Origin of the sequence: Streptomyces sp. TSRI0281, from assembly GCF_001905125.1 — a bacterium.
Taxonomy (GTDB): Bacteria; Actinomycetota; Actinomycetes; order Streptomycetales; family Streptomycetaceae; genus Streptomyces.
The window spans coordinates 32,842-55,980 of record NZ_LWLE01000024.1 but is presented as its reverse complement, the minus strand read 5'-3'; the positions used below and the strand labels follow the sequence as shown (position 1 = coordinate 55,980).

Sequence of the window (23,139 nt, the reverse complement as noted above, 5' to 3'; positions counted from 1 at the left end):
GAGCGGCTGGTCCTGCTGGTGGCGCCGCTGGCACCGCACGTGGCGGAGGAGCTGTGGCGGCGCCTGGGTCACACCGAGTCCGTGGTCCACCAGGACTTCCCGGTGGCGGACCCGGCGTACGTCGTGGACGAGACCGTGACCTGTGTCGTGCAGATCAAGGGCAAGGTCAGGGCCCGACTGGAGATTCCCCCGTCCATCACGGACGAGGAACTGGAGGCACTGGCGCTGGCCGACCCCGCGGTCGTCGCCGCGCTGGACGGGGCCGGGATCCGCAAAGTGATCGTCCGCGCACCGAAACTGGTCAACATCGTCCCCGTCTGATCAGGGAAGCGGAACCCCGTCGGAACCGGCCCGGAAGGGGGCGCGTCGTAAAGTGAGGGAACCGCCTTTGACCTGCACAAAAGGCAGGCAGGGAGCACAACTTTGGGAGCGTTTCGATGATGCGCACGAGGTTCAAATCGAAGATTCACCGGGCCACCGTTACCCAGGCCGACCTGCACTATGTCGGATCCGTGACCATCGACGGCGAGCTGATGGAGGCCGCCGATCTGCTGCCCGGTGAACTGGTGCATTAGTTGACACCCGCAGGACGAGTTCGGTGAACCGGGCGGTCCCGGGATCCGGGCTGTCCGCGAGCAGCCTGGGCACCAGCGCGCACGCCTCGTCCCACCACGCGTCCTCGCCCGGCCCGCAGAGGACACCGCCCGCGTCCCGCGGGGCGCAGCCGGACAGGTGGGAGGCGAGGAGCCGGCCGTGCAGCCGGGCATCGGCTCCGGCGATCCTCTGACACGCCTTCGTGCGCTCGCCCAGGCCGATGCCGGCGGCCGCGTCCGCGGCGGCGAGGTCGAGGACGTTACGCGCGAGCATGGGCCCGGTGAACGCCACCGGTTCCCCCACGCGGAAGGTGTGCAGGTCGGTGCGGTAGGCGAGCGGCCGGGCCGCGGGGGCCGTCAGGCCGAGGTCGCGGCGCAGCAGACCGGTCGTTACGGCGCGGAGCATGCGCATCTGCGGGTACGGATCCCCACCCTCGCCGGGCCGGACGGTGACCACCAGCTCGCGCAGCAGGGCCGTCACCTCGTGCACCGGGAGCCGCCCGCCGGTCTCCCGGCTGATCCGGGCCCGGTCCTCCTCACCGGCCGGGGCGCCCGTGCCGGGTGTCTCACCCTCCGCGCCCACGGCCAGGAGCTCGGCCCAGTGCGCCCTGTCGGCCGCGTGTTCCTGTTCGACGGTGTCGATGAGCAGGCGCTCGACCACGAGGATCCAGTCACGGTCCCGGGCCGGCACCGGTACCGACCGTGCCCACCAGGCCGCGAGGTGCAGCGTCCATCCCGGCGCCACGTTCTCGCCGGTGAGCTGTTCGACCACGGTGCGGATCTGCCCGGCCAGGACGATCCCGTCACGCGCGGCCAGCCGCAGCAGCCATTCCAGGGCGTTTCGGCCGGCACCGGCGACGTCCTGGGCGTGTCCGGTCAGCCACTGGCGCACCGGCTCCGGGTCTCCGCTGGCAAGGTGATCGAAGAACGGGGCGGCCGGCCACGCCCCGGTGGACCGGTCAGGGCATCAGCAGGTGCGGCGTGTGCTCGCGCAGAACGGGCAGCCACGCCGCGGACGGCCCGGAACGGAAGAAGCAGTCGGTGGCCCGCGGGTCCGCCCATCTCGCGATCTCCCCCGCGTCTCCCGCTCCCGGGTTCTCCAGGCCGGCCAGCCCAAGAACCCGGGCAGCACGCCCCGGCAGCGGAACCAGCAACTCCCGGGCCGCCACGAGGACTTCTCCGTACAGCAGGGCGGCCCCGGCCGCGTCCACCGCTAAGAAGCCGTTGTCGTACCGAGAGGTTCGGTTGCGGGTCGAACTTGGGTGCCCGGTTGGGTGATCGGCTCGTGGCCGGTGAATGGAAGCGGGGCCTCCCGAACAGCTCATGGGTGTTGAAGTCCATTCGAGCGTCAGGAGGCCCTGTGCCTCAGTCTTCCGTGCCGGTGTCCGTGGAGTCCAACCCTGATACCCCGTCGTGTGACTGTCTCGCCCATGTGTACGGGAATGCGGCCGACCATGGTGAGCGAAGGCGTCATTACCCCTCGGACATGGCGGACGAGGAGTGGGCCGAGGTCCGTGCCGCGATGCCGGTGCCCGGCTGGCTGGAGGGCCGTGGCGGGCAGCCGGAAAGCTACTGTCGCCGGCAGATGGTCGACGCGATCCGCTTCCTCGTGGACAACGGAATCAAGTGGTGGGCGATGCCCGTGGACTTCCCCGTCTGGCACCGGGTCTACGCGTTCTTCCGCCGCTGGCGGGACAAGGGCCTGGTCAAAGAGTTCCACGACCGGCTGCGGGGGAAGACCCGTGCCGCGGCCTGCCGGGCCCCGGAGCCGACCGCGGGCATCGTCGACTCCCAGTCGGTCAAGGCCGCCGCGTCCGTGCCCGCGTCCTCCCGCGGCTTCGACGGCGGGAAGAAAATCAACGGCCGTAAGCGGCACATCGTGGTCGACACGACAGGACTGCTGCTGACGGTCATGGTCACCGCGGCGAACGTGACCGACCGGGAGGCGGCCCAGGATCTACTCGCCCGGCTGATCAGGCGGTTCTTCCTGCTCAGGCTGGTCTGGGCCGACGGCGGCTACACCGGACCCCTGGTCGACTACGCCGCGAAGGCACTGCGTCTCGCACTCACGGTCGCCAAACGCAATGCGGACACCTCGGGCTTCGAGGTGCTGCCCCGCAGGTGGGTGGTGGAGCGGACGTGCGGGTGGCTGATGCGCTCGCGCCGCCTGGCACGCGACTACGAAAGGCGGACCAACACGTCCGAGGCTATGGTGCTGTGGTCGATGACCATGATCATGAGTCGCCGCCTTGCGAAACAGCGACGCTGAAGGAGCCCGGAGTGTCCTCGACAAGCCGGCCCCGCGCGGCCGGACGCTTCGCCTTGGACCGCACCCCTTCGATCTTCGCCGGAACCAGTCCGAGGCCCAATAGGTCGGCGAGTTGCCGGCAGATCGCCGACCCTTCGCCGGACCGCTCACGATCGGCCAGGACGTGCATGATCCGCTGGTAGTCCGGCGGCAGCACCGTCACGTCCAGCCCTTCCCGCCGCACCGGCACCACCGAGCCGGGCACCACCCGGGCCACCGCCGGTTCCGGCTCAACCGGCCGGGCATCCCGGAAAACTTGCATATCCTCGGGATCGCCGGCCCGGACAGCACCTCACTCACCGTCTCCTTCGCGATCACCAGGCGATCCCGCACGGCCTCCGCCTCCTCCAACTCGGCAACGAGCCGGTCCAGCTCGTCCCGCAGCGACTCCACCCGCTGCCGGGCAGCGACCTACCGCTCCTCGATCAACCCCATCACCGACGGCATCCGGCACCTCCACCAAAGAGAGAACACGACGTGTCATCTCTACTGCAGCGAAAGCAACTTCACGCCTGACCAGCGGAAACCCGGCGATCACATCCGGAAGGACAACAGATTCTGAGGTGGATGAGCTGGGAGGATCCGTTTCTGCTTTCCCCGTGTCGAGCTGGCGAGCACGCAGGACGGTGAGGCAGGCGTGGGCGGCCATGGCCAGGGTGATGTGGCGGTGCCAGCCGGGGTATCGCCGGACCTGGTAGTCGTCCAGGCCGCACTCCTGCTTGGCGGTCTGGAAGCATTCCTCAACGGCCCACCGGCTGCCGGCGACGCGGATCAGTTCGTCGAGAGTGGTTTGTGCGGGGCAGTAGGCGATGTAGTAGGAGATCTCCTGAGGTCGGCTGACGCTGCGGCGGGCGATCACCCAGTGCCGGCGGTCCTCTCGGTGCCAGGGCCGGACTTCGACTCTCGCCCAGTCGTAGACGCGTGGTCCGTGGGCTCCGTTGCCGCAGGAACGGCGCTTCCATTTCTGCCGTGGCAGGCCGGGAAAGAGGTCATGGACGGGGTGGTCCATGGCCCAGCGGGTCACGACAGTGTCGTGCCGGGTGGTGGCCATGACGTGGAAGACATCGGCCCGCTCGAGCTCGGTTCGCCAGCCTTTGGAGAAGCCGTAGGCGGCGTCCGCTGTCACCCACCGGAACGGGATCTTGTCGGCGATGGTCCGGCGGATCATTGCCTTGGCCATCGCCACCTTGGTTGCGAACCCGACCTCGTGGTCAAATGCCGGCCTGGCGGCACCGCTCACGGTCGTCCGTCCAGGAGGCGGGCAGATACAGACGGCGGTCGATCAGCGTGGCGTCCGCGCGGGGCCGCATAGGCCAGAAAAACACCGACCTGGCAATTTTCCGTGCGGCCGGGGGCCCGTATTTCAATAAGTGCTCGGCAGAGTGGTGTTGGTGGGAGTCTGAGATATGACCCCGTGTCTGTCAGACCGCGTTGCCGCTCGTGCTCTGCGGGCGAAGTTCGATCAGATCCTGCCGCACTTCGATGAACGCCGCCGTCGGTTGTACCTGGCCAGTGAGGCGACGGCCCTCGGCCACGGCGGGATCGTCCGGGTCGCCGCCGCCTCCGGTACCAGCACTGCAACCATCGCGCGCGGTATGGCCGAGTTGGCCGGTCGCTCCCCACCGACCCTGCGGGTCCGGGCTCCAGGTGCCGGCCGTAAGCGGCTGACAGACACCGACCCTGGTCTGCTGCCCGCGCTGGAGTCGCTGATCGAGCCGCACACCCGAGGCGACCCCGTCTCCCCGTTGCGGTGGACCACGTTGTCGTTACGGGCCCTGGCCTCGGTCCTCACCACACAGGGCCACCCGATCAGCGCTTCAACCGTCGGACACCTCTGCACACCCTGGGCTACAGCCTGTAGGGAACCGCGAAGACAACAGAGGGCATCAGCCATCCGGACCGCGATGCCCAGTTCACCCACCTGAATGACACCGCCGCCGCATTCCTCAACGACGCCCAGCCAGTGATCAGCGTCGACACCAAGGCCAAGGAATGGCTCGGCAATCGGGACCGGCCCGGTCGCACCTGGCGGCCGGGCAAGAACGCGATCAAGGTGGACTGCCACACATTCACCACCAACGACCAGCCCATGGCGATCCCCTACGGGATCTACGACATTGCCAACAACAGCGGATGGGGCAACGTCGGCACCGACCACGACACCGCCCAGTTCGCGGTGGAATCCATTCGACGCTGGTGGCAGCATCGCGGACGGGCGGACCACCCGAATGCTGGCAAGCTCCTGATCACCGCTGACTCCGGCGGCTCCAACGATCCCCGCCGCTGGACCTGGAAAAGCAACCTTGCCACCTTCGCACGAGAGAGCGGCCTGGAGATCACGGTCTGTCACCTACCACCGGGGACTTCGAAGTGGAACAAGATAGAGCACCGGATGTTCTGTCACATCACCGCGAACTGGCGGGGGCGGCCGCTGACCAGCTACCAGGTCGTCCTCGAGACTATCGCCGCCACAACAACCAAGACCGGCCTGACCATCGGGGGCCGAACTGGACACAGGCAGCTACGACCTCGGCATCAGCGTCACACCCGCCGAGTTCCACGCCCTTCCGATCACACCCAACGCCTTCCACGGTGACTGGAACTACACACTGTCTCCCGTTCCACCGCGAGCGCCAGACGCGCCGGCAACGACACACCGGACCGACCCGGCCCTGACCGCGATGCTCGCCGATCCGGCCCTGACCGGCATGTCACGAACCGCCTTCGAGTGTTTGGTGGCGGTCTCGGAGCCTTTCTGGGACGCCATGGCCGAGGCGGCATTCCAGCGACGCTTCCACCGCCCGCGCAGCTACCGCCACCCACAGACCAGCAGCGTGGACCACACCCACCGGCTCCTGGCAGCCATCCTGCGCCGCCGCAGAGTGGTGACCATGACGTTCCTGGCCCAACTGCTGGGCGTCAACCGCACCAACCTGTCCATCCAGTACCAGGACGCAAAACGGCTCCTGGACCTGCACCGGATCCTCGTCACGCCGATACCCGGATCGCCCGCCCGCACATTGGAACAGTTACACGCCCGAACAACCCCCGCGGAAAACCGTCGCTGACAGTTATTGAAATACGGGCCCCCGCGGTGCCGGTGTACTGCCGGGACACGCACGCCGAGGCGCTGCCGTCCTTGAGGAACCCGGTGTCATCGAAGATCAGCGCCCCTGGCCGGATCGCTTTCTCCATCGTCCAGGCCGGCCGGGCCCGCACATGTGCCGGGTCCCACGGGCTGGTGGTGATGAAATGAGCCAGGGCCTGCCGGTTCCCGTCTTCCCCGAGCCGGGCCGCCATCGGCTCAACCGACTTGCGCTGCCCGTCGGTCAGCAGCCCGCGCAGGTAGACCTGCCCCCACCGGCGCTGATCGTGCCGCGCGGACGGCTCGAAAACCTCCGTCGCGAAATCCTCCAGATCACACCGCACAGCGGCCAATTCCTCAGGCGTCACACCCGATCAACGACGCAGCCACCCATCCGGACACTCCACCAGAAACTGAACCTGACCAAGCCCTACTAGAATTGCAGCGCAAGTTCATGATCCGATCTTCTTGAGGCGCCTCCAGCATATGAGGCTGCAGCCCAATGAGACCAAGGCGTCGTGGAGTTCGAGGCGTCGTTCCCATCGGACGGCGAGACGTTTGAACTGGTGGAGCAGGGCGAAGGTCTGCTCGACGACGTAGCGGAGCTTACCCAGGCCCTTGATGTTCGGGGCGCCCTTGAGGGAGATGACCGGTAGGATCCTGCGGCGTCGCGGTTCCCGGCGTACGGCCTTCGAGTCGTACGCCTTGTCCCCCAGGACGGACTCGGGCCGCCGTCGCGGTCGACCGGGCCCGGCCAGCGACGGGCGGGATGCTGTCGACCAGATTGAGGGTCTGGGTGATGTCGTTGACGTTCGCCGCGGTGGTGATGACTTTGAGCGGGGTGCCGCGTCCGTCGCAGATCAGGTGGTGTTTGCTGCCCGTCTTCCGCCGGTCGACCGGCGACGGACCGGTGTCGGCGCCCCCTTTTTCGCGCGGATGTGGGAACCATCCACGCAGGCCCGTGACCAGTCGAGTTCACCGGCCGCGTTCAGCTTCGCGAGCAGGACCCGGTGGAGCTGGTCGAAGACCCCGGCTTTCTGCCAGCGGTCCAAACGCCGCCAGCACGTCTGTCCCGAGCCGAACCCCAGCTCCAACGGCAGGAGCTGCCAGGCTATGTCGTTGTGGAGGACGAACAGGATGCCCTGGAGGCAGAGCCGGTCCGGCACCGGTCTCGGCCCCGGCGACTGCTCCGGCCACGGCGGCAGCAACGGCTCGATCAGCGCCCACAAGTCGTCGTCCACGATCCACGGCCGAGTACTCACACCATCACGAACGGCCGAATCCTCACACCGGTCACGGCCAACCAGCACGTTTCGCCAAGATCGTGTTACGAGCTCTCAGGAGCGCCACAAGGCGGAGTGGCTTCCCCGGTCCTGTCCAACATCTATCTGCATAAGCTGGATGAATTCGTCGAGGAGATATTGATCCCGGAATACACCAGAGGAGAGCGCCGAGCCCGCAACGCGGCCTACCTGGATCTGCAGAACCGGCTGGCGAAAGCACGCCGACGCACAGACCGGGCCGGAGCCCGGTCCTTACGTCAAAAGATGCAGAGCCTGCCGAGCGCAGACCCAGGCGATCCGAACTACCGGCGACTGCGCTATATCCGCTAAGCGGATGACCATCTCCTCGGGTTCACCGGACCCAAGGCCGAGGTCGAAGAAATCAAACAGCGTCTGGCGAAGTTCTTGCGTGACGACCTCAAGCTGGAACTCTCACATGAGAAAACGCTGATCACGCACGCCCGCACCAAGGCGGCACGATTCCTCGGCGACGAGATCACCACCCAGCACAACAGGACGAAGAAGACCAACGGCCGTAGAAGACTATCAACGGCCAAATCGCGCTGAGAGTGCCCAGGGAGGTGATCAAGGCCAAGAGCACCCCCTACCTGGAACGCGGTCAACCCGCTAAACAGCCAGCCCTGCCCAAGGGAACCGACTACACCGTAGTCTCCAGCTTCGGGGCCGTTTACAGGGGGATCGCCCAGTACTACCTGTTGGCCGGAGATGTCTTCCGGCTGCACCGCCTGCAATGGGTCATGGAGACATCGATGCTCAAGACCCTGGCAGCCAAGCACCGCTCAACGGTGTCCAAGATGGCAGCGAAACACAAAGCCAAGATCGACACACCGAACGGGCCACGCGTCCGCTTCGAAGTCGTGTCCCACGCGGAAACAGAAAGCCACTGGTCGCACGGTTCGGTGGAATTCCCCTCCAGCAACAGCGATCGGCAGCCCTCATCGACCGCCGGCCGCAGCTGGTTGACTACCCCACCAAAGAGCTGATCAAGAGACTCCTGGTGAACACCTGCGAACTCTGCGGGAGTTCGGACGAGGTTCAAGTGCACCACGTCCGTAAACTCGCCGACCTCGCAAACCGAAAATGGCCACCCTCCGACTGGTCTCATGTCATGGCGAAACGAAGGCGCAAGACCCTGGTGGTCTGCCGCCACTGCCATGACCACATCCACACGAGGCAATAGGCCATACCTCTCACGCAGTGATCACGAGAGAGCCGGATGATGGGAAACCATCACGTCCGGTTCGGCGGGAGGCCGTGCGGAAAAGGGTCTGCCCAGCAGACACCTCGCCGCGCGGCTGACCCAACCGCCTGGCTCCACCATTTCAAAAGACTCCGCATCCGCTACGAGATACGAGCCGACCTCCACCTCGGACTACTCCAACTCGCCTGCAGCATCATCTGCTTGAGGCGACTCCGGACCTCATTCTGAAACGATCAGTTAGGCACTACCGGGCGTTCCTGCGACAGCCCGGCCGCTACCTTGCCACCACCTCCGCCGCCCCCGGTGCCGCCCGCACCGCCCTTCGGCCCCATGACCGCCACCACCGTCCCCGGCCGGGCGCCCGCCCGCTCCAGCGCCCCCACTACCGTGGCCGCCTTCTCCTCCAGGTTCCGGTAGGTACACCGGCGGCCGCCCTGCTCGACGGCGACCGCATGAGAGGTGCGGGCGCACCAGACGGCGGCCTGTTCGGCGGCCCCCGGCCACCCCCGCGGGCGCGGGGACCACGCGCGTGGCAGCACGCCCCCCGACAACTTCGGGGGACCACCCCCGCGCGGGCGGGGGGCTCGGCTCAACGCCCGGGGATTCGGGGGGCGTCGGCCGACCGTGCCCCGTGCTTCCTCTTCTGGAGATCCCCAACAGCATCATCCACCTACGCCAGGCACGGCCGCGGCGGCGCGCCCCCCGCCGGTACCCGCCCCGCGCCGTCGTCCCGGCCCCGCAGGGGCCCGGTCTCCACCGGGGCGTACCCCGGGCGACGGCTGTGGACCGCCCGGCGACGCGCTCCGCCGGGCAGCTCGCTCCCAGCCGCCCCGGCCGCCGCCGTACCCCCGGGCCATACCGTCCCGGACCCGTACGCCCGTCCCCGCCGCGACTGAAAGCCGTCCAGCACCAGGGCCAGCTGCCACACCACCACGTCCCACCTCCGCCGCTCCGCCACCCTCCGGGCCCCCGCGAGACACGCCCACTCTGTGCGGAACCAGGCCCCCGCCGCGCGCCGGTCCGCGGGCCGCTGCGGAATCACTCCCGGCAGCGGTGGCCCCAGCCACACCGGCGGATACCGGTACGGGTCCAGCAGCCGATCGGCCACCCGCGCCGTGTGCAGATAGTGGTCCAGCACCCGCCGCAGCGCCCGCTCGAACGGTTCCGCCTCCCGCAGCTCGGCCGAGTACAGCCGCACCAGCGCGTTCACCCGATACCGGCCGGGCCGGTGCTGCTCCACCAGATGGACCGCCTCCAGCTCTCGCAGCAGCGCCCGCGCCGACGCTGGGGAACGGCCCAGCAGACTCCCTGCGGCGCCCAGCCCGATGTCCGGCCCCGGCACCGCCGACAGCAGCCGGAACGCCCCGGCCGCGGCACCGCCCAGCGCCCGGTACGACAGGCGCAGCGCCGTCCGGACATCCGCCGACGGATCATCCGTGCCCAGCGCGGTCAGCCGCCCCGCCTCGTCCCGCAGTTCCTCGGCGAGGGCCGCCAGCGGAAAGCCGGGCCGGGCCGCCGCCCGCGCCGCGACCACGGCGAGCGCCAGCGGCAGGCCCGCGCACTGCTCCAGGAGGGCCGCCGTCGACTTCGGCTCGGCCGCCGGCCGCGCCTCGCCCAGCCGGTGCCCGAGCAGTTCCCGGGAGTCCGCCCCGGACAGCGTGGACAGCGACACCGTCTGCGCCCCCTGGGTGACGGCGAGCCCGGTCAGCCGGCGGCGGCTGGTGACCAGCACGGCGGCCCCGGCGCTCGCCGGCAGCAGCGCCGCCACCTGCTCGGCATCCGCGGCGTCGTCCAGCACGATCAGCACCCGGCGGTCCGCGACCACGCTCCGGTACAGCCCGGCGAGCGCCTCCTGACCGGCCGAGACCGCCCCCGGGTCCACACCGAGACCGCACAGGAGCAGCCGGAGTGCCGCGGTGGGCGCCAGCGGAGCGCCCGAGCAGGCGAACCCGCGCAGATCCACGTACAGCTGGCCGTCGGGGAAGCGGCGGGTGTTCCGGTGCGCCCAGTGCAGTGCCACCGAGGTCTTGCCGACCCCCGCGCCGCCGCTGATGACACACACCGGCCCCGCGCCGGAACCGCCGCCGGGCACCCGGTCCGCCGTCTCGTCCGGCGACTGGCCCAGTGCCCGTTCCAGGAGGGCGAGTTCAGCCGTACGCCCGGCGAAGCACCGTGTCGCGGGAGGAAGCTGATGCGGCACCGCGCCGGTGCGCGGCCCGTCCGGGGGCGTGCGGGGGTCCGGCTCGGTGAGGGAGTCCGCCCCAGCGGAGGAGCCGGACACCGCGGGGGAGCCGGACACCGTGAGGGAGACCGCCGTCCCGGAGACCGGGGCGGGACCGGTCACCGGGACGGCGGCCGACCGCCCGGCCGGCCCGAGCGCCGGATCGCCCGCCAGCACCCGCTGATGCAGCCGCCGCAGCTCCAGCCCCGGATCACTGCCCAGTTCCTCCGCCAGCGCGCACCGCACCCGCTCGAAGCAGCGCAGCGCGTCCGCCGTCCGCCCGCTCCGGCACAGCGCGACCATGAGCTGGGCGGCCAGCCGCTCGTCCCAGGGGTGCTCGTCGTGGCAGGCGCCCAGCTCCGGCAGGAGCGTGCTGTGACACCCCAGCCACAGCGCCAGGTCGTTGCGGTCCAGCCGACAGGCGTGCCGCTGCTCCGACAGCGAGGCCCGTACCGCGTTGAACCATGGGGTGTCCACCCCCGCGAACGGCTCGCCCCGCCACAGCGCGAGCGCCCGGTCGTACAACTCCAGCGCCCCGTCACCGTCGGCGGCCCGCGCCCGCGCGACCAGATCGTGGAAGAGATGCACGTCCACCGCGCCCGGCCCGGCGAGCACCGTGTACCCGCCGGGCCGCCGCACGATGGCGGACCGCCCCGTACCGGCGTCCTCCGATACGGCGGAGTCCTGTGCGGGCCGCTCCAGCACCCGCCGCAGCCGTGACAGATAGCTGTGCAGCGTCGCGGTGACCTGACGCGGCGGCCGGGCACCCCACACCCGCTCCGCCAGCCCCTCCAGGGGCACCAACCGGTCGGCGTCCATCAGCAGCGCCGCCAGGACGGTCCGCTGCCGGGCCGGGCCCAGGTCCATACGGCATCCGTCCCGCCGTGCCTCGATCTCCCCGAGAACTCCGTACCCGATGTCCAACGCGTCCCGCCCGTCCGCTGAGTGCCATCCCACCGGCCGCCGCCGATTTCAGATTTGCTCAAGATTCGTGCAAGGGCGTCCCCGGAAGCTGACGGGGCCGAAGACGCTTCCACGCAATCGGCCGGGAGCACACCAAGGTCCCCTCACCCAGAGGAAGTCCATGCGCATGTGGTTCCAGAACCGGCCCGGTTCTTTGACCGGCCGTCCGGTCCCACAGGCGGAGGCCGCCGCCACCGGGCGCCGGTACGGGGAATTCCCCGCCGCCCGGCAGGGCGCACCGGCTCCGCGGCACGGCCTGGTACCAGCCTCCGGACGGCCGTGACCCGTCACGTCCGCGCCGACGGCAGCCGCGTTTCCCGCGCCACCGCCGCGAGCGCCGCGCCGGCCGGCCGGCCCGCCCCAGGGCCGGCCGCTCACAACAACACCAACCGAAGGACCTCTCATGCGTGCGTGGTTCGAAAACCTCTCCGACTCCCTGATCGACCGCCTGGTCCCCCGGGCGGAGGCCGCCGCCGCCACCGAGTGCTGGACCGAGGAGATCTGCCAGCAGGGGCCGCTCCAGCTCTGCGGCTCCACCGGCCGCTGGGGCTACTTCATCTACCAGGTGTGCGCCGACGGCAGCCGCTCCTTCCGGGGCGTTCGCTGCGCCCGCTGCAACGGCTGACCCACCCCCGGCACCATCCCCCACCCAACTCTCCTCGACGAAAGGGGTCTCCCATGCGCAAGTGGTTCGGGAAGCTGTCCGATGCGATGGTCGACCGTCTGGTCCCCCGAGCGGAGGCGGCGGCCGCCGTCCAGTGCTGGACCGAGGAATCGTGCACCCGGACGATGATCCCGGTGTGCCACCAGACCGGCTTCAGGGCGCTCTCCACCTACCGGGTCTGTTCCGACGGCACCCGCTACTACCAGAGCTATCGCTGCGCCAACTGCACCGCCTGACCAGCCCGTCGGCCCCTGGCGGGGGAGGGGGAACTCTCCCGCCGCCCCCGCCAGGGGCCACCCCCCTCAAAGAAGGACACCGTCGTGGAACTCGCCCTCTGGGCGGTCCGGGGCTGTCTGCTGCTGGTGTTCACGCGCTCGGTCATGGGCAAGGTACGGAGCCGGGCCGCCTTCGCGGAGTTCACCGGGACCGTGCGCTCCCTGCCGCCCGCCCGGCCGCTGTCCGCCCCGCTGCCCGCCCGCACCCTCGCCGTGCTGGTGGTGGCCGCGGAGGCCGCCCTCGTACCCGCCCTCGCCCTGCCGGGCGTTCTCGCACCCCCGGCCGTACTCGTCGCCGGGCTCGGGATCGCCGCCGTGCTGCTCGCCGCCTTCACCGCGCTGGCCGCCGACGCCGCCCGCAGGGGCAGTCGTGTGCCCTGCCGATGCTTCGGCCGTACGACAACCCCGCTCGGCGCCGTCCACGCCGTACGCAACTCCGTTCTGCTCGCGGTGGCGGTCACCGGCCTCGTCGCCGTCGCCGTCACCGGGCGGTCCCCGGAGGCGGGCGACCCGATGGCGGTGCTGACCGCTTTTGTCGGGGGTGCGGTCCTCGGCCTGCTCGTCACGGCCCTCGACGACCTCGCCGCGCTTTTCCGTCCCCTGCCCCGAAAGGAATCCGCCCCGTGAATCCGCTCGCCGTCGCCATCCTCGCCGTCGGAGCCCTGGCCCTGGTCAACCTCGTTCTCACCGTCGGTGTCGTGCGACGGCTGCGTGAACACTCCGACCTGCTGGAGCGCGCACCGGTGCCCGCCGTCGGCATGCCCGAGGGCATGTCCGGGATCGCGGCCGTCGGCACCTCGATCCCCTCCTTCACCGCGGGCCCGCCCGACAGCCCCGTCACCGACCGGGATCTCGCCGACGGAACCCTCGTCGCGTTCTTCTCGCCCACCTGCGCGCCCTGCCACGACAAGCTGCCCGGCTTCGTCGCCCGCTACGCGGACCGGCCCGAGGAGGCCCGGCGGGTACTCGCCGTCGTCGTCGGCGACTCGGGCGACTCGCACGGCTCAGACGAGCACGGCTCGGGCGCGTCCGGCGCGTCGATGGCCGCCGCTCTTGCCGCCGTGGTGCCCGCCGTCCAGGAGTCCTATGACGGCCCGGTGACCCGGGCGTTCGCCGCCAAGGCGTTTCCCAGCTGTGTACGGGTGGGACACGGCCCCGACGGCGGTCTCGTGGTGACCGAGGTCGGCCGGTGGCCCCGTACCCCCGTCGCCGCCCGGTGACCGGTCCCGCCGCCGGACCCGGTGACGAGCCCGACAACTCCCCGCTCCTCACCGTGATGGCCGGCGCGGTCCGCCTCGCCCGCCGGGCGGCACCCGCCACGCTCACGGGCTGGCTGCTGCTCACCGTGACCGCGTCCGCCGCCCCGGTCGCCGCCGCCTGGACCCTCAAGACCGTGATCGACCGGCTGGTCACCGGCCCCTCCGCCGGCGGCTCGCTCACCGGTCCGGTCCTGCTGCTGGTCGGCAGCGGTGTCGCCATGGCCGTCGTACCCCAGTTCCTCCAGTATCTGCGGGCCCAGCTCGGCCGCGCGGTGGGGCTGCGCGCCCAGATCGAACTGCACTCCGCCGTCGACCGGTTCACCGGTATCGGCCCGTACGAGAACCCGCGCTTCCTGGACCGGCTACGGATGGCCCGTCAGTACGGCGGCTCCGCCCCGGTCGACGCGGTCGGCAGTGTCATCGGCACCGTCGGCGCCGTGGTGACGCTCACCGGCTTCCTCGGCGCGCTCGCCCTGCTCGGCCCCTGGATGGCGGCGGCGGTCCTGGCCTCCGGCGTCCTCGTCCTCGGCGCCGAGATCGCGCTCAGCCGCCGGCGCGCCGCGCTCGTCTGGTCGGTGGGCCCGGTGGAGCGCCGGGAGCTGTTCTACAGCGCTCTCCTGACGGATCTGCGGGCCGCGAAGGAGATCCGGCTCTTCGGTCTGGGGCGATTCCTCGGTGATCGGATGGTCGCGGAGCGCCGTACCTCGGACGCCGCGAAGCGGGGGATGGACCGTCAGGAGCTGGCCGTCCAGGCGGGGCTCGCCCTGCTCTCGGCCCTGGTCGCCGGGGCCGGTCTGCTGTGGGCGGTCTCGGCCGCCCGCTCGGGGCAGATCACGGTCGGCGGGGTGACCGTCCTGGTCACCGCCCTGCCCGCAGTGCAGGCGGCCCTCGCCGGTCTCGCCGGCGAACTCGCCATGGGCCACCACGCCCTTCTGATGTTCCGCCACTACCTCACCGTGACCGGTGCCGGGCCCGATCTGCCGGTGCCCGCCCGCCCCCGTCCCGTTCCGCCGCTGCGTCACTCGGTGGAGTTCCGTGATGTGTGGTTCCGTTACGGCGAGGACCAGCCCTGGGTGCTCCGGGGCGTCGATCTGGTCCTGCCCGCCGGGCAGGCCGTGGGCCTCGTCGGCCTCAACGGCGCCGGGAAGTCCACGCTGGTGAAGCTGGTCTGCCGGTTCTACGATCCCAGCCGGGGGCAGATCCTCTGGGACGGTGTCGACCTGCGCGAGCTGTGCCCGCGTGAGCTGCGCCGCCGGATGGGGGCGACGTTCCAGGACTTCATGGAGTACGACCTGACGGCCCGCGAGAACATCGCCCTGGGCGATCTCGCCGCGCTCCAGGACCCCGACCGGGTGGAACAGGTCGCCCGCGTCGCGGGAATCCACGACCGGCTGACCGGACTGCCCCACGGCTACGACACCCTGCTGAGCCGGATCTTCTTCAGCGAGCGGGACAAGGACGATGCCACGACCGGCATCGTCCTCTCCGGCGGCCAGTGGCAGCGGCTCGCCCTCGCCCGCTCCCTGATCCGGGACGACGCCGACCTGCTGGTGCTGGACGAGCCCGGCTCCGGTCTCGACCCCGAGGCGGAGTACGAGATCCACCGCCGGCTGCGGCGCCACCGCGCGGGCCGGGCGGGGCTGCTCATCTCGCACCGCCTCAACACCCTGCGCGACGCGGACACGATCGTGGTCCTGGAGGACGGCCGGATCGTCGAGCGGGGACCGCACGCCGACCTCATGCGCCGCTCCGGGGTGTACGCCCGGCTGTTCAGCCTCCAGGCCAGCGGGTACGCGCCCGACGGCGACGGCGGTGCTCATGGTGAGGGGCCTTCCGCGGTCGCCCCGCCGCTCTCCGGCGCCGCTGCCGGGCCGCAGCCGCCCGCCGGCGTGGTGGCCGCCGCCTCCGGGAGCGGAGGTTCTCCGTGATCGTGCGCCTCGCCCGCCGTCTGCTGCGGACCCGTCTGCTGGCCGTCACCGTCACCGGCCCCAGCATGGAGCCCGCCCTCCATGACGGCGACCGCGTCCTCGTGCGCCGCCGCCCGTCCGGGCCGGCCCGGGGTGATGTCGTCGTCCTCGAACCGCCTCCCGGCGCCCGTGAGGCGGGGCTGACGCACGAGGGGCTGATCATCAAACGGGTCGCCGCCGGGCCGGGCGACCCGGTTCCGGCCCTCTTCGCCGAACGGCTGGGCGTCCCCCCGGGCGCGGTCGTGCCGCCCGGCCATTACCTGGTCCTGGGGGACAACCGGCCCCTGAGCGTCGACTCCCGCCGCTTCGGCTATGTCACCCGCGCCCTGCTGACCGGTGTGGTGACACGCCCCCTGCCCCGCCACACCCCCACCGTCCCGGCCGCCCCCGTCACCACGGCTGATCCGCTCCTCCCCGTGGCGGAGCCGGTGAGGGATGCGGGGTGATCCTGCCCCGGTGGTTCCGCGTCCCCGGAGCACGCGCCGCCACCGCCAGCTGGTGAGCAAGCTCCCACACCGCACCTCGGACTCCGAGGTTCTCCAGCGGAACGACGGCATGCACCCTGCGACCTGGCGCGGTGTCCGGCCGGGAACCGTGCGCGACCAGCCATGCCACAGCCTGATTCAGCGCGGCCGCCGGGCGGGCCACGGTCGCGCGGACGTTGCGCCCCCCCCGGCGGACACGCGCGGGGGTGAGGCGTCGTGGTGGGGCTGGCCGTTCCCAGGGGCGGCGGAGGCCCTCGGCGAGGGGGCGGGCGAGGCGGAGCTGTGTGTGGGTGGCGATGATCAGCCAGGTCCACAGGTCGGCGGTGTCCGCGTGGCGGATCTTCGGGGTGGTCCAGCCAAGGGTCTGCTTCACCAGCCGGAACGAGGTCAGGTCTCCGAGGTCAGGCGGTCCGGAACTGGTGGGCGGGGCCGACGCGCGCCATTCCACCCATTGCGGGTCGTCCAGGACGTCCTTGGGGTCGGCGATGCCCGCAGCTTCGAGGAACACGATCAGGTCGTGGTCTCTGTAGGCGGTGCCGAGGATCTCGTTCCGGCCGCCGCTGTGCACGGTGGCCTTCCGGCCGCCCGCGGTGGAGGGCTGGTGCACGAAGATCGGCACGCTGGTCACGTTTCCCCTCAATGCGGTCACCCTGATCGCCGGGTTCATGATGTTCGCCGCCACCTTTACGGGCGGTGCTTTCGACCGGCGCCTGGCCATGGCGGGCTACCCGCGCTTCCATCTGGTGCTCGCCAAGCTCTCCGCGCTCACCCTGGTCTGCGCCGCCGTCGCGGCGTACGCACGGCCGACGCCGGCTTCGCCTGGTCCCCCCGGCAGCCCCTCATGCTCGCCGCCGCGCTGTTCTGCGCCGCCCTGACGTACGGCGCGCTCGGAGTGGTCTTCGGCTCAGTGCTCCGTCGTGAGTTGGAGGGCATGTTCGCGATCCTGATGATCAGCATCATCGACGTCGCCCTCCAGAACCCGCTCTCCAGCTCGGGATCGGACAGCGCCGTCGTACGCTTCCTCCCCTCGTACGGAGCCGTGCAGGCCAGCATGTCCGCGGCCTTCTCCACCGCGCCGGCGGCCCAGGGCCTTCTGCCGGCGCACCCGCGACGCGCTCCCACCGGAACGGAGACGACGCACCCCGGGCCGACCGCGGACACGGCCGTACGCCGCGAGCGGCCCGCCTGAACTGCGGCGTCACGCAGGCGGTCGCGGCGCCGTACGTCACTCCGGGAGCGGCTCGGGCGGGAGGCCGCCGCCCGGGAATTCACCGCCACCTCCGTCACCGCCACCGTCGCCCCCACCCTCGCTTCCGCTTCCGCCTCCGTCACCGGCGCCCGCGCCTCCGCTGTCGCCACCGCCGACGTCGCCGCTGTCGTCTCCGGCATTGCCCCCGCCGTCACCACCCCCTTCGTCGCCGCCGTCACCTTCGTCGCTCCCGCCCGCGTCAGGAGCGGGCGCGGCGCTGCTGACCGGTGTGGTGGAGTCGGAGACCGGGTTGCCGTTGGCGTCGACGACCGTCCTGTGCTGGGTGCCGTCGCCGTTGGCGTCGGCGGTGGTCGTGGTGAGAGTGGTCTCGCCGGTCGCCGAGTCGCTGGTCGACTCCGAGGTGCTCGTGTTGTGCTCCTGGTCGGTACCGGACACGCCTTCCGTCTCTTCGACGTTCCCGGTGCTGTCGACGTCCTTCTCGTGCCAGGTCGTCTGCGAGGTGCCCGCCGGGTGCCTTCCGTCGGAGGAGTCGTGGTCGTACACGACCGTATGACTTTCCTTGTCGACGGCCATGTGACCCTGCTGGTCGAAGACCTGGGTGGTCCGGTCGATCGTCTGGTTTCCGTCAGCGTCCCGTTGCCGCGTCTCGTGTCTGAGGGCGGTCACGAAGCCGCTGGGATCCCGGTGAACGTAGTCCGTCTGAACCTGTCCGTCGGATTGGCTGACGGTCTCCTCCATCGAACTGCCGTCGGCCTGCCGTATGACCTTTGTCTGGCTTCCCATGGCGTCATGTCCAGGTGGTGCGGGCGAAGTTGACGAGTCCCGTCAGGGCGTTTCCGCCCGCCGAGATGTTGTTGTCCTCGCTTCCGATGCCGAGAGGGCCGCTGACCTTCTCGAACCCGCCGACGGTGCCCACCGCGTACGGGCCGTCGCTCCAGGTACCGAAGAACGCCCCGCCCGAGTCGCCGGGCGTTTCGTCGGCGTGATGCTCCAATTCCTGCGCGTCCCCGTCGTCGTCGATGACGTGGATGGAGGACTGGAAGCTCGGCCGCTCGGCGTTGTCCACATCGCCCGGGTGACCGACCGAGGTCCAGTAGGCGCCGCCCCTCCAACTGTCGTCGAAGGGCCTCGCGCCCATGCCGCCCAGCCAGTCCCCGAGCGGGTCCGCGAGCCGCAACACGGCCATGTCGTGCGCCGTCACATCCTGACCGGAGTATCCGTGGGCGGCGGTCGCCCACGACTGACCGCCCGCGCCCGCGCTGGAGTTGCCGTCGAAGTAGCCCGCGACGAACTGGATGGAGGCGTTCGGCGCGCCCCACGGCACCGCGTGGGCGACGGTCAGTACGGCGCGCTTGCCGACAAGCACGGCGGTGCCCCGACGCGTCCCAGTTGGGCGAACCGGCGTCGTTCCGGATGAAGATCCGTCCGATGCACGACCAGGGGAAGCCGGACGGGAAGAAGGTCTGCCGGGGCGGGTACTCGCCGTAGACCCCGGTGGTGAGCGGGATGACGGTAGTGCCCTTGATACGGCGCATCATTGTAAGCGAGGGCCCGGTGGGGCGGGGTAGTGGAGCAGCGGTTGCCAGAGCGGACGGTGTGGGCGCAGTGGTATGTCCGGGGCACGCAGCGTACCCATCTCGTGCACCTCGGTCTCGGTCATCGCCCTGCCGTAGAACGAGCCCTCGGGCAGGATGAACGTACCGTCGTCCTTCGGCCGAAGCCTGGCTCCCGGCGGCACGGTGACCGGGGCCCGCACCGTGGCGAGGCCTTCCCTGACCTCGTCCGGGGCCTTCACCTCGGCGGCGAGGTCGTCCTGGCGCGCCAGTTCGTCCAGAGTGAGCGGGGGTGCCGGGTGGGCATGGTGAGCGGTCATGGTCGTTCGCCTCCTTTTCTCCTTTCACCTTGCGTCTGTTCGGAGGCTGGCGCGCGTGCGGAGGAGACCTGTGGTGGTGGTGACAGCGCCATCCACACCCACATTGGCCCAAACGGGTGAATGTGCCGGCTCGGGCTTGTGCTCCAGGTCGAATCTGCGGAGGAAGGACTGCCACCAGCGGTCGATGTCCGCGCCGGCGACAGCCCTTGGTCCCGCGCCTCTCGCCTCTTCGACCGTTCACAAACCGATGGGCGTCATCTCGCGGCGGATGGTCTCGCCAGCGTCATAGTGGGGTTCCCGGCGTCTGGCGAAGCGCGGGTCGCTCGGTGGAGAAATAGCGCAGCTGCGGCCGGGTCTCGCTCGGCGACGTGTCGGGCGACGGCGGGAGGCGCGGGCTCCCGGGACCCCGGAGTGCGCGAGGAGCTAGGCAGTTTCGTTTGGATCACCTGGCAGACCAGAGGAAGTGGCAGACCAGAGGAAGCTGCCCGCGATGTACAGTCCGGCCAGACCTGGAACGGGTTCCTGAGCTCCGCCGGCGATCCAGGTCTTCCCTCGGCCCTGCCGTCCCGGACACCGGCGTGAGCCGGGCCGTGGCACCATCCGGCGTCAAGCATCCGGTCACTCTGGCACCATGGCAAAGTAACCGTCGTGAACATGCCGAAGTGCGTCACCACCAAGTTTCAGCGAATACCGGGCAGAGGTGCCTCGCGCCCGATCCGGTCCTCCCAGGTGGCGGTCCTCGTCCTCGGCGTGCTGGCGGGGCTCCTCGGCTGCTCCGCCTCGTCGGACACATCCCGTCCCGAGCTCGATGTGCCCTCCGTCTTCTACGTCTCGCGTGATCCCGAGGACCAGCCGAGGTTCGGCATCAAGGAGCAATTCGGGGAGCAAGGAGCGGGCCATTACACGGTCGCTGTTGACGCGACGGACCTCAAGGGCGTCGCCGTCCTGAAAACGGGTCAGGACGCCTGCCCGGTCCGGTTGCCCGCCTTCCACTGCGGTGGCGAACTGCTCGATCGCCGACACAGCGGGCAGTCCTTCCGCGTGAGTCCTGCGGACGGGGCCGAGGCGGGCGACTCGGCAGTGCTGCATTACCGGTTGACCTCGCCGGGCCTACCGAGCGTCACGGCGAGCACCCGCGTCGTCGTCGGCAAGCCGGCACTGGCCGTCGAGACACGGGCGGACCGGGACGGCGTGACGCCGGGCGGGCGGGTCGCCGTCTCGCTGACCCTGCGCAACACCGGGGACGTCCCCGCTCGCGGAGTCTCGCTCTTCATCGGTACCCGCGACGGCCTCCGGATGGCAGGCAAGCATCGCAACTGCCGTTATCGCGGCACCACATCGGCCTGGTGTCGGCTGCCCGCCGACGATGTCGTCATCCCGCCCGGAGCGACCTACCACCTCGCCGCTCCCGAGGCTTTCACGCTCGCCGCCGACGCCACCTACCCGACCGTCACCTTCGAGGCCGCCGGCCTTGGGGAGGACTACGTCCCGCCGGAAGACATGGCCTCGCAGTACGAGTCCGGACAGGGATCCGCACTCCGCTACGTCCCCGGGGCTGCCCAGGACGGCAAGGACGCGGGAGCGCCGCACGCGACGGGTGGGGGCGCAGCGCACCTTCAGCTCGCCGTGCGCAGCACCAGCGACCTGGTCGCGCTCGCCGACACCGCCAGGGGGCCCGTCGGCAGCCGGGCGGACGTGCGTGTCGGCGTACGCAACGACGGCCCAGGCGCGCTTCCGGCCAAGGTCAAGGTCAAGGTCGAGTTCGCGGTTCCGGCGGGCACCACCGTCGTGTCGTCGCCCTACGATCCCCTGTGGGACGAGGAGGTGATCGACCAGGTCTGCCGGGCCCTAGCCGCCAACGGCACGCCCCTTGGCGAAGCGTCCGTGAGGCAGCCGAGCGCCCGCCGGTACGTATGTACAGCAGAGGCAGGGAAGTCGGGAGCCACCACGACCTTCCCCTTCACCCTCCGCATCGACAAGGAAATGGCGCATCGTGGCGGGCGGGTCACCGTCGCCGACGGCGACAGCCACCAGCCGAGCAACGACCCGAAGAGCGCCAACGACAGTGCCGACGTCACGGTGTCGGTGTGGCCGGGCCCGGCTTGGGCCACTCCTGGCCTCTATGCGACTGCCGGGATCGCCCTCGGGGTGTTCGTCCTCGTCGCGGCTCTGGCGACCTGGAGGCGCCGGCGCTCACGCTGAGCGCGACGAGCGCGACGGCTTCCTCATCGCCGCCGCCCCGAGCGCCAACACCTTCTCGTTCGCCTTCGCCTCGGCCACCAGCTCCCGCAGCGTCTTCTCCCCGACCACCGGGAACAGCGCCCGGCGTACGACCTCGTTGGGCTTGTCGACGGCGGCCGTCGCCAGCTAGAAGAGGATGCCCTCCTTGCCCCGGACCTTCTTCAGCTCGGCGGTGAGCTGCTTCTCCACCCGCCGCTCGGCACGGGTGTTGATCTTGTGAACGAGGGCGACCAGCAGCTCGACCAGCGTGTCCGTGATCTCTGCCTGCCGGGACGAACACAACGCGGCCAGCAGGGTGACCCACACTTCCGCGCTCGTGTCGCGGAAGTCTGAGGGATACATCTTGATCGCCCGCGCCCGCCACGCGGCCACCATCTTCTCCGAGCAGTCCGTGAACAGGCCACGGGCAGCCCGAGCCCCCGCACCTCGTTCAGCTTCGTGATCTCCGTCAGCAGCGAGTCCAGCCCGACCGCGCCCGGGTCCCGCTTCAGCGAGGCGAGCGGCGTCATGACGGTCGGCTCTGTGCTCGGCGTGATCAGCTTGCTGATCGTGGCTGCGGCCCCGAACCCTCCCATTTTCACCGGCGGTTGGGCGCTGGCCGGGCTCGCGATGTCTGCCACCTTCTACCAGCCCGCGTTCGCCGCCCTCACCCGCTGGTGGGGCCCCGACCACATGCGGGCCCTGACGGTAGTCATCCTCGCCGGTGGGCTCGCGTCCACCGTCTTCGCACCCCTGACCGCGGCCCTCGCCGACCACATGTCCTGGCGCCACACCTACCTCGCGCTCGCCGGCATCCTCGCCGCAGTCACCATCCCTGCCCACGCACTGGCCCTGCGCGCACCCTGGCCCGACGCCCCAACAAGTTCTGCACACAAGAGCCTTGGCGCTGGCCAGGTTGGGCGCAGCCGGCCGTTCGTGCTGCTCGCCGCCGCCTTTACCCTGTCGGGCTTCGCGATGTACGTCGTCGTCGCCCTCGTCCCGCTCCTCCTGGAGCGCGGGTACACCACCGGCCAGGCCGCTTGGGCCCTCGGCATCGGCGGCGCCGGACAAACCCTTGGCCGCACCCTGTACGCCGCCCTGGCCCGCCGCACCACCGCCACAGCCCGCGCCACGATCCTGATCGCGCTCGGCGGACTCACCACCGCCGCCTTCGCCGCCACCCCCGGCCCGTACGCCCTGAGCATCACCGTGTCAGTCGTGGCCGGCATGGTCCGCGGCAACCTCACTCTCCTCCAGGCCACCGCCATCACCGACCGCTGGGGCACAGCCCACTACGGCCACCTCTCCGGACTCCTCGCGGCACCGGCAACCACAGCGGCAGCCCTCGCGCCATTCGCCGGCGCCGCCCTGGTCGTGCCCCTCAGCGGCTACGGACCACTCTTCGTCCTGTTGGCCACCGTGTCCGTGGCCGCCGCGCTCATCGCACCGTGGACAGCCACCGGCGCCGAACGCCGCCGATCCCCACGGCTCTGACAACCGCCGCATCTCCC

18 protein-coding genes and 9 pseudogenes are annotated in these 23,139 nt (G+C 70.6%); 15 read left to right on the top strand and 12 right to left on the bottom strand.

Translation table 11 applies throughout. The features are described from left to right. On the top strand, positions 1 to 321 hold a 321-nt coding region (locus tag A6A29_RS28035), incomplete at its 5' end, for a class I tRNA ligase family protein (RefSeq protein ID WP_143197088.1). A gap of 116 nt (positions 322 to 437) precedes the next feature. Beyond that, a pseudogene (locus A6A29_RS48230) lies at positions 438 to 572 on the top strand (aspartate 1-decarboxylase); the annotation flags it as partial. A gap of 980 nt (positions 573 to 1,552) precedes the next feature. On the opposite strand, the gene A6A29_RS28025 reads toward A6A29_RS48230, so the two are convergent. After that, the gene (locus A6A29_RS28025) at positions 1,553 to 1,804 is read right to left on the bottom strand and encodes a hypothetical protein (RefSeq protein WP_073724057.1); all 252 of its coding nucleotides are present in this window, start codon (positions 1,802 to 1,804) and stop codon (positions 1,553 to 1,555) included. Between the two features lie 275 nt (positions 1,805 to 2,079). Here A6A29_RS28025 and A6A29_RS28020 point away from each other — a divergent pair, with 275 nt between their 5' ends. Beyond that, entirely contained in the window at positions 2,080 to 2,862 is a 783-nt protein-coding gene (locus A6A29_RS28020) for an IS5 family transposase (protein WP_107468346.1), read from the top strand. Here the strand turns inward: A6A29_RS28020 and A6A29_RS47040 are convergent. Together A6A29_RS47040 and A6A29_RS28010 are read right to left on the bottom strand one after the other, a co-directional pair. Next, entirely contained in the window at positions 2,828 to 3,118 is a 291-nt protein-coding gene (locus A6A29_RS47040; RefSeq protein ID WP_241838684.1) for a hypothetical protein, read from the bottom strand. The two genes, A6A29_RS28020 and A6A29_RS47040, sit on opposite strands and share 35 nt — an antisense overlap. A 336-nt stretch (positions 3,119 to 3,454) precedes the next feature. After that, positions 3,455 to 4,251: pseudogene (locus A6A29_RS28010) on the bottom strand (IS701 family transposase); the annotation flags it as partial. Between the two features lie 56 nt (positions 4,252 to 4,307). Between A6A29_RS28010 and A6A29_RS47655 the strand changes: the two are divergent. Then, a pseudogene (locus A6A29_RS47655) lies at positions 4,308 to 5,989 on the top strand (ISAzo13 family transposase); the annotation flags it as partial. Here A6A29_RS47655 and A6A29_RS27995 read toward each other — a convergent pair. Both A6A29_RS27995 and A6A29_RS43470 read right to left on the bottom strand, forming a co-directional pair. Beyond that, positions 5,989 to 6,354 (bottom strand): annotated as a pseudogene (locus tag A6A29_RS27995) (transposase); the annotation flags it as partial. The pseudogenes A6A29_RS47655 and A6A29_RS27995 overlap by 1 nt on opposite strands. Before the next feature lie 84 nt (positions 6,355 to 6,438). Next, positions 6,439 to 7,248: pseudogene (locus tag A6A29_RS43470) on the bottom strand (IS5 family transposase). A 72-nt stretch (positions 7,249 to 7,320) separates the two neighbouring features. On the opposite strand from A6A29_RS43470, the pseudogene A6A29_RS47900 reads away from it, so the two are divergent. Both A6A29_RS47900 and A6A29_RS45960 read left to right on the top strand, forming a co-directional pair. Further along, positions 7,321 to 8,470: pseudogene (locus A6A29_RS47900) on the top strand (HNH endonuclease); the annotation flags it as partial. A gap of 126 nt (positions 8,471 to 8,596) precedes the next feature. After that, a pseudogene (locus A6A29_RS45960) lies at positions 8,597 to 8,719 on the top strand (IS5/IS1182 family transposase); the annotation flags it as partial. A 5-nt stretch (positions 8,720 to 8,724) separates the two neighbouring features. Here the strand turns inward: A6A29_RS45960 and A6A29_RS44390 are convergent. Next, positions 8,725 to 9,030, bottom strand: a complete 306-nt coding sequence (locus A6A29_RS44390; protein WP_158074478.1) for a hypothetical protein — start codon at positions 9,028 to 9,030, stop codon at positions 8,725 to 8,727. A 131-nt stretch (positions 9,031 to 9,161) separates the two neighbouring features. Beyond that, positions 9,162 to 11,579 (bottom strand): AfsR/SARP family transcriptional regulator, encoded by a 2,418-nt coding sequence (locus tag A6A29_RS27970; protein ID WP_073724052.1) that lies wholly within the window; start codon positions 11,577 to 11,579, stop codon positions 9,162 to 9,164. A gap of 499 nt (positions 11,580 to 12,078) precedes the next feature. Here A6A29_RS27970 and A6A29_RS27965 point away from each other — a divergent pair, with 499 nt between their 5' ends. The 6 genes from A6A29_RS27965 to A6A29_RS27940 all read left to right on the top strand — a co-directional run bounded on the left by A6A29_RS27965 (position 12,079) and on the right by A6A29_RS27940 (position 16,286). Next, complete coding sequence (locus A6A29_RS27965; RefSeq protein WP_073724051.1) at positions 12,079 to 12,300, top strand: hypothetical protein; 222 nt, start codon at positions 12,079 to 12,081, stop codon at positions 12,298 to 12,300. 53 nt (positions 12,301 to 12,353) lie between these two features. Continuing rightward, entirely contained in the window at positions 12,354 to 12,575 is a 222-nt protein-coding gene (locus tag A6A29_RS27960) for a hypothetical protein (RefSeq protein ID WP_073724050.1), read from the top strand. Between the two features lie 84 nt (positions 12,576 to 12,659). Continuing rightward, positions 12,660 to 13,241, top strand: a complete 582-nt coding sequence (locus A6A29_RS27955; protein ID WP_079183055.1) for a MauE/DoxX family redox-associated membrane protein — start codon at positions 12,660 to 12,662, stop codon at positions 13,239 to 13,241. After that, positions 13,238 to 13,834, top strand: coding sequence for a hypothetical protein (locus A6A29_RS27950; protein ID WP_073724049.1), 597 nt, complete (start codon positions 13,238 to 13,240; stop codon positions 13,832 to 13,834). Before A6A29_RS27955 ends, A6A29_RS27950 begins: the two co-directional genes overlap by 4 nt. 56 nt (positions 13,835 to 13,890) lie before the next feature. Beyond that, positions 13,891 to 15,801, top strand: coding sequence for an ABC transporter ATP-binding protein (locus tag A6A29_RS27945; protein ID WP_385731350.1), 1,911 nt, complete (start codon positions 13,891 to 13,893; stop codon positions 15,799 to 15,801). After that, a complete protein-coding gene (locus A6A29_RS27940; protein WP_073724047.1) occupies positions 15,798 to 16,286 on the top strand; it encodes a S26 family signal peptidase in 489 nt (162 codons plus the stop codon). The genes A6A29_RS27945 and A6A29_RS27940 overlap by 4 nt, the downstream gene beginning before the upstream one ends. A gap of 181 nt (positions 16,287 to 16,467) precedes the next feature. On the opposite strand, the pseudogene A6A29_RS27935 reads toward A6A29_RS27940, so the two are convergent. Then, positions 16,468 to 16,710: pseudogene (locus A6A29_RS27935) on the bottom strand (NF041680 family putative transposase); the annotation flags it as partial. A 232-nt stretch (positions 16,711 to 16,942) separates the two neighbouring features. Here A6A29_RS27935 and A6A29_RS27930 point away from each other — a divergent pair. Continuing rightward, a pseudogene (locus A6A29_RS27930) lies at positions 16,943 to 17,418 on the top strand (ABC transporter permease); the annotation flags it as partial. Between the two features lie 132 nt (positions 17,419 to 17,550). Here A6A29_RS27930 and A6A29_RS45955 read toward each other — a convergent pair. The 3 genes from A6A29_RS45955 to A6A29_RS27920 all read right to left on the bottom strand — a co-directional run bounded on the left by A6A29_RS45955 (position 17,551) and on the right by A6A29_RS27920 (position 19,408). Beyond that, positions 17,551 to 18,318: a hypothetical protein gene (locus tag A6A29_RS45955; protein ID WP_198953316.1), complete on the bottom strand. Its 768-nt coding sequence runs from the start codon at positions 18,316 to 18,318 to the stop codon at positions 17,551 to 17,553. A 4-nt stretch (positions 18,319 to 18,322) separates the two neighbouring features. Continuing rightward, on the bottom strand, positions 18,323 to 18,901 hold the full coding sequence (locus tag A6A29_RS27925; RefSeq protein ID WP_073724046.1) for a trypsin-like serine peptidase: 579 nt from the start codon (positions 18,899 to 18,901) through the stop codon (positions 18,323 to 18,325). A gap of 168 nt (positions 18,902 to 19,069) precedes the next feature. Further along, positions 19,070 to 19,408: a hypothetical protein gene (locus A6A29_RS27920; RefSeq protein ID WP_073724045.1), complete on the bottom strand. Its 339-nt coding sequence runs from the start codon at positions 19,406 to 19,408 to the stop codon at positions 19,070 to 19,072. Between the two features lie 648 nt (positions 19,409 to 20,056). Between A6A29_RS27920 and A6A29_RS27915 the strand changes: the two genes are divergently transcribed. Then, positions 20,057 to 21,610, top strand: coding sequence for a hypothetical protein (locus A6A29_RS27915; RefSeq protein WP_143197087.1), 1,554 nt, complete (start codon positions 20,057 to 20,059; stop codon positions 21,608 to 21,610). Positions 21,611 to 21,775: 165 nt separating this feature from the next. Here the strand turns inward: A6A29_RS27915 and A6A29_RS44380 are convergent, their stop codons facing one another. Beyond that, positions 21,776 to 22,024: a hypothetical protein gene (locus tag A6A29_RS44380; protein ID WP_107468343.1), complete on the bottom strand. Its 249-nt coding sequence runs from the start codon at positions 22,022 to 22,024 to the stop codon at positions 21,776 to 21,778. Positions 22,025 to 22,087: 63 nt separating this feature from the next. Between A6A29_RS44380 and A6A29_RS27905 the strand changes: the two genes are divergently transcribed. After that, positions 22,088 to 23,122 (top strand): MFS transporter, encoded by a 1,035-nt coding sequence (locus A6A29_RS27905; protein ID WP_241838679.1) that lies wholly within the window; start codon positions 22,088 to 22,090, stop codon positions 23,120 to 23,122. Positions 23,123 to 23,139 lie beyond the last annotated feature (17 nt).

Coding starts and splice junctions, on each gene's coding strand:
- A6A29_RS45955 (WP_198953316.1), bottom strand. CDS start 18,318: ATGGGAAGCCAGACAAAGGTCATACGGCAGGCCGACGGCAGTTCGATG.
- A6A29_RS27965 (WP_073724051.1), top strand. CDS start 12,079: ATGCGTGCGTGGTTCGAAAACCTCTCCGACTCCCTGATCGACCGCCTG.
- A6A29_RS27920 (WP_073724045.1), bottom strand. CDS start 19,408: ATGACCGCTCACCATGCCCACCCGGCACCCCCGCTCACTCTGGACGAA.
- A6A29_RS27960 (WP_073724050.1), top strand. CDS start 12,354: ATGCGCAAGTGGTTCGGGAAGCTGTCCGATGCGATGGTCGACCGTCTG.
- A6A29_RS27945 (WP_385731350.1), top strand. CDS start 13,891: ATGGCCGGCGCGGTCCGCCTCGCCCGCCGGGCGGCACCCGCCACGCTC.
- A6A29_RS44380 (WP_107468343.1), bottom strand. CDS start 22,024: ATGGTGGCCGCGTGGCGGGCGCGGGCGATCAAGATGTATCCCTCAGAC.
- A6A29_RS27970 (WP_073724052.1), bottom strand. CDS start 11,579: ATGGACCTGGGCCCGGCCCGGCAGCGGACCGTCCTGGCGGCGCTGCTG.
- A6A29_RS28020 (WP_107468346.1), top strand. CDS start 2,080: ATGGCGGACGAGGAGTGGGCCGAGGTCCGTGCCGCGATGCCGGTGCCC.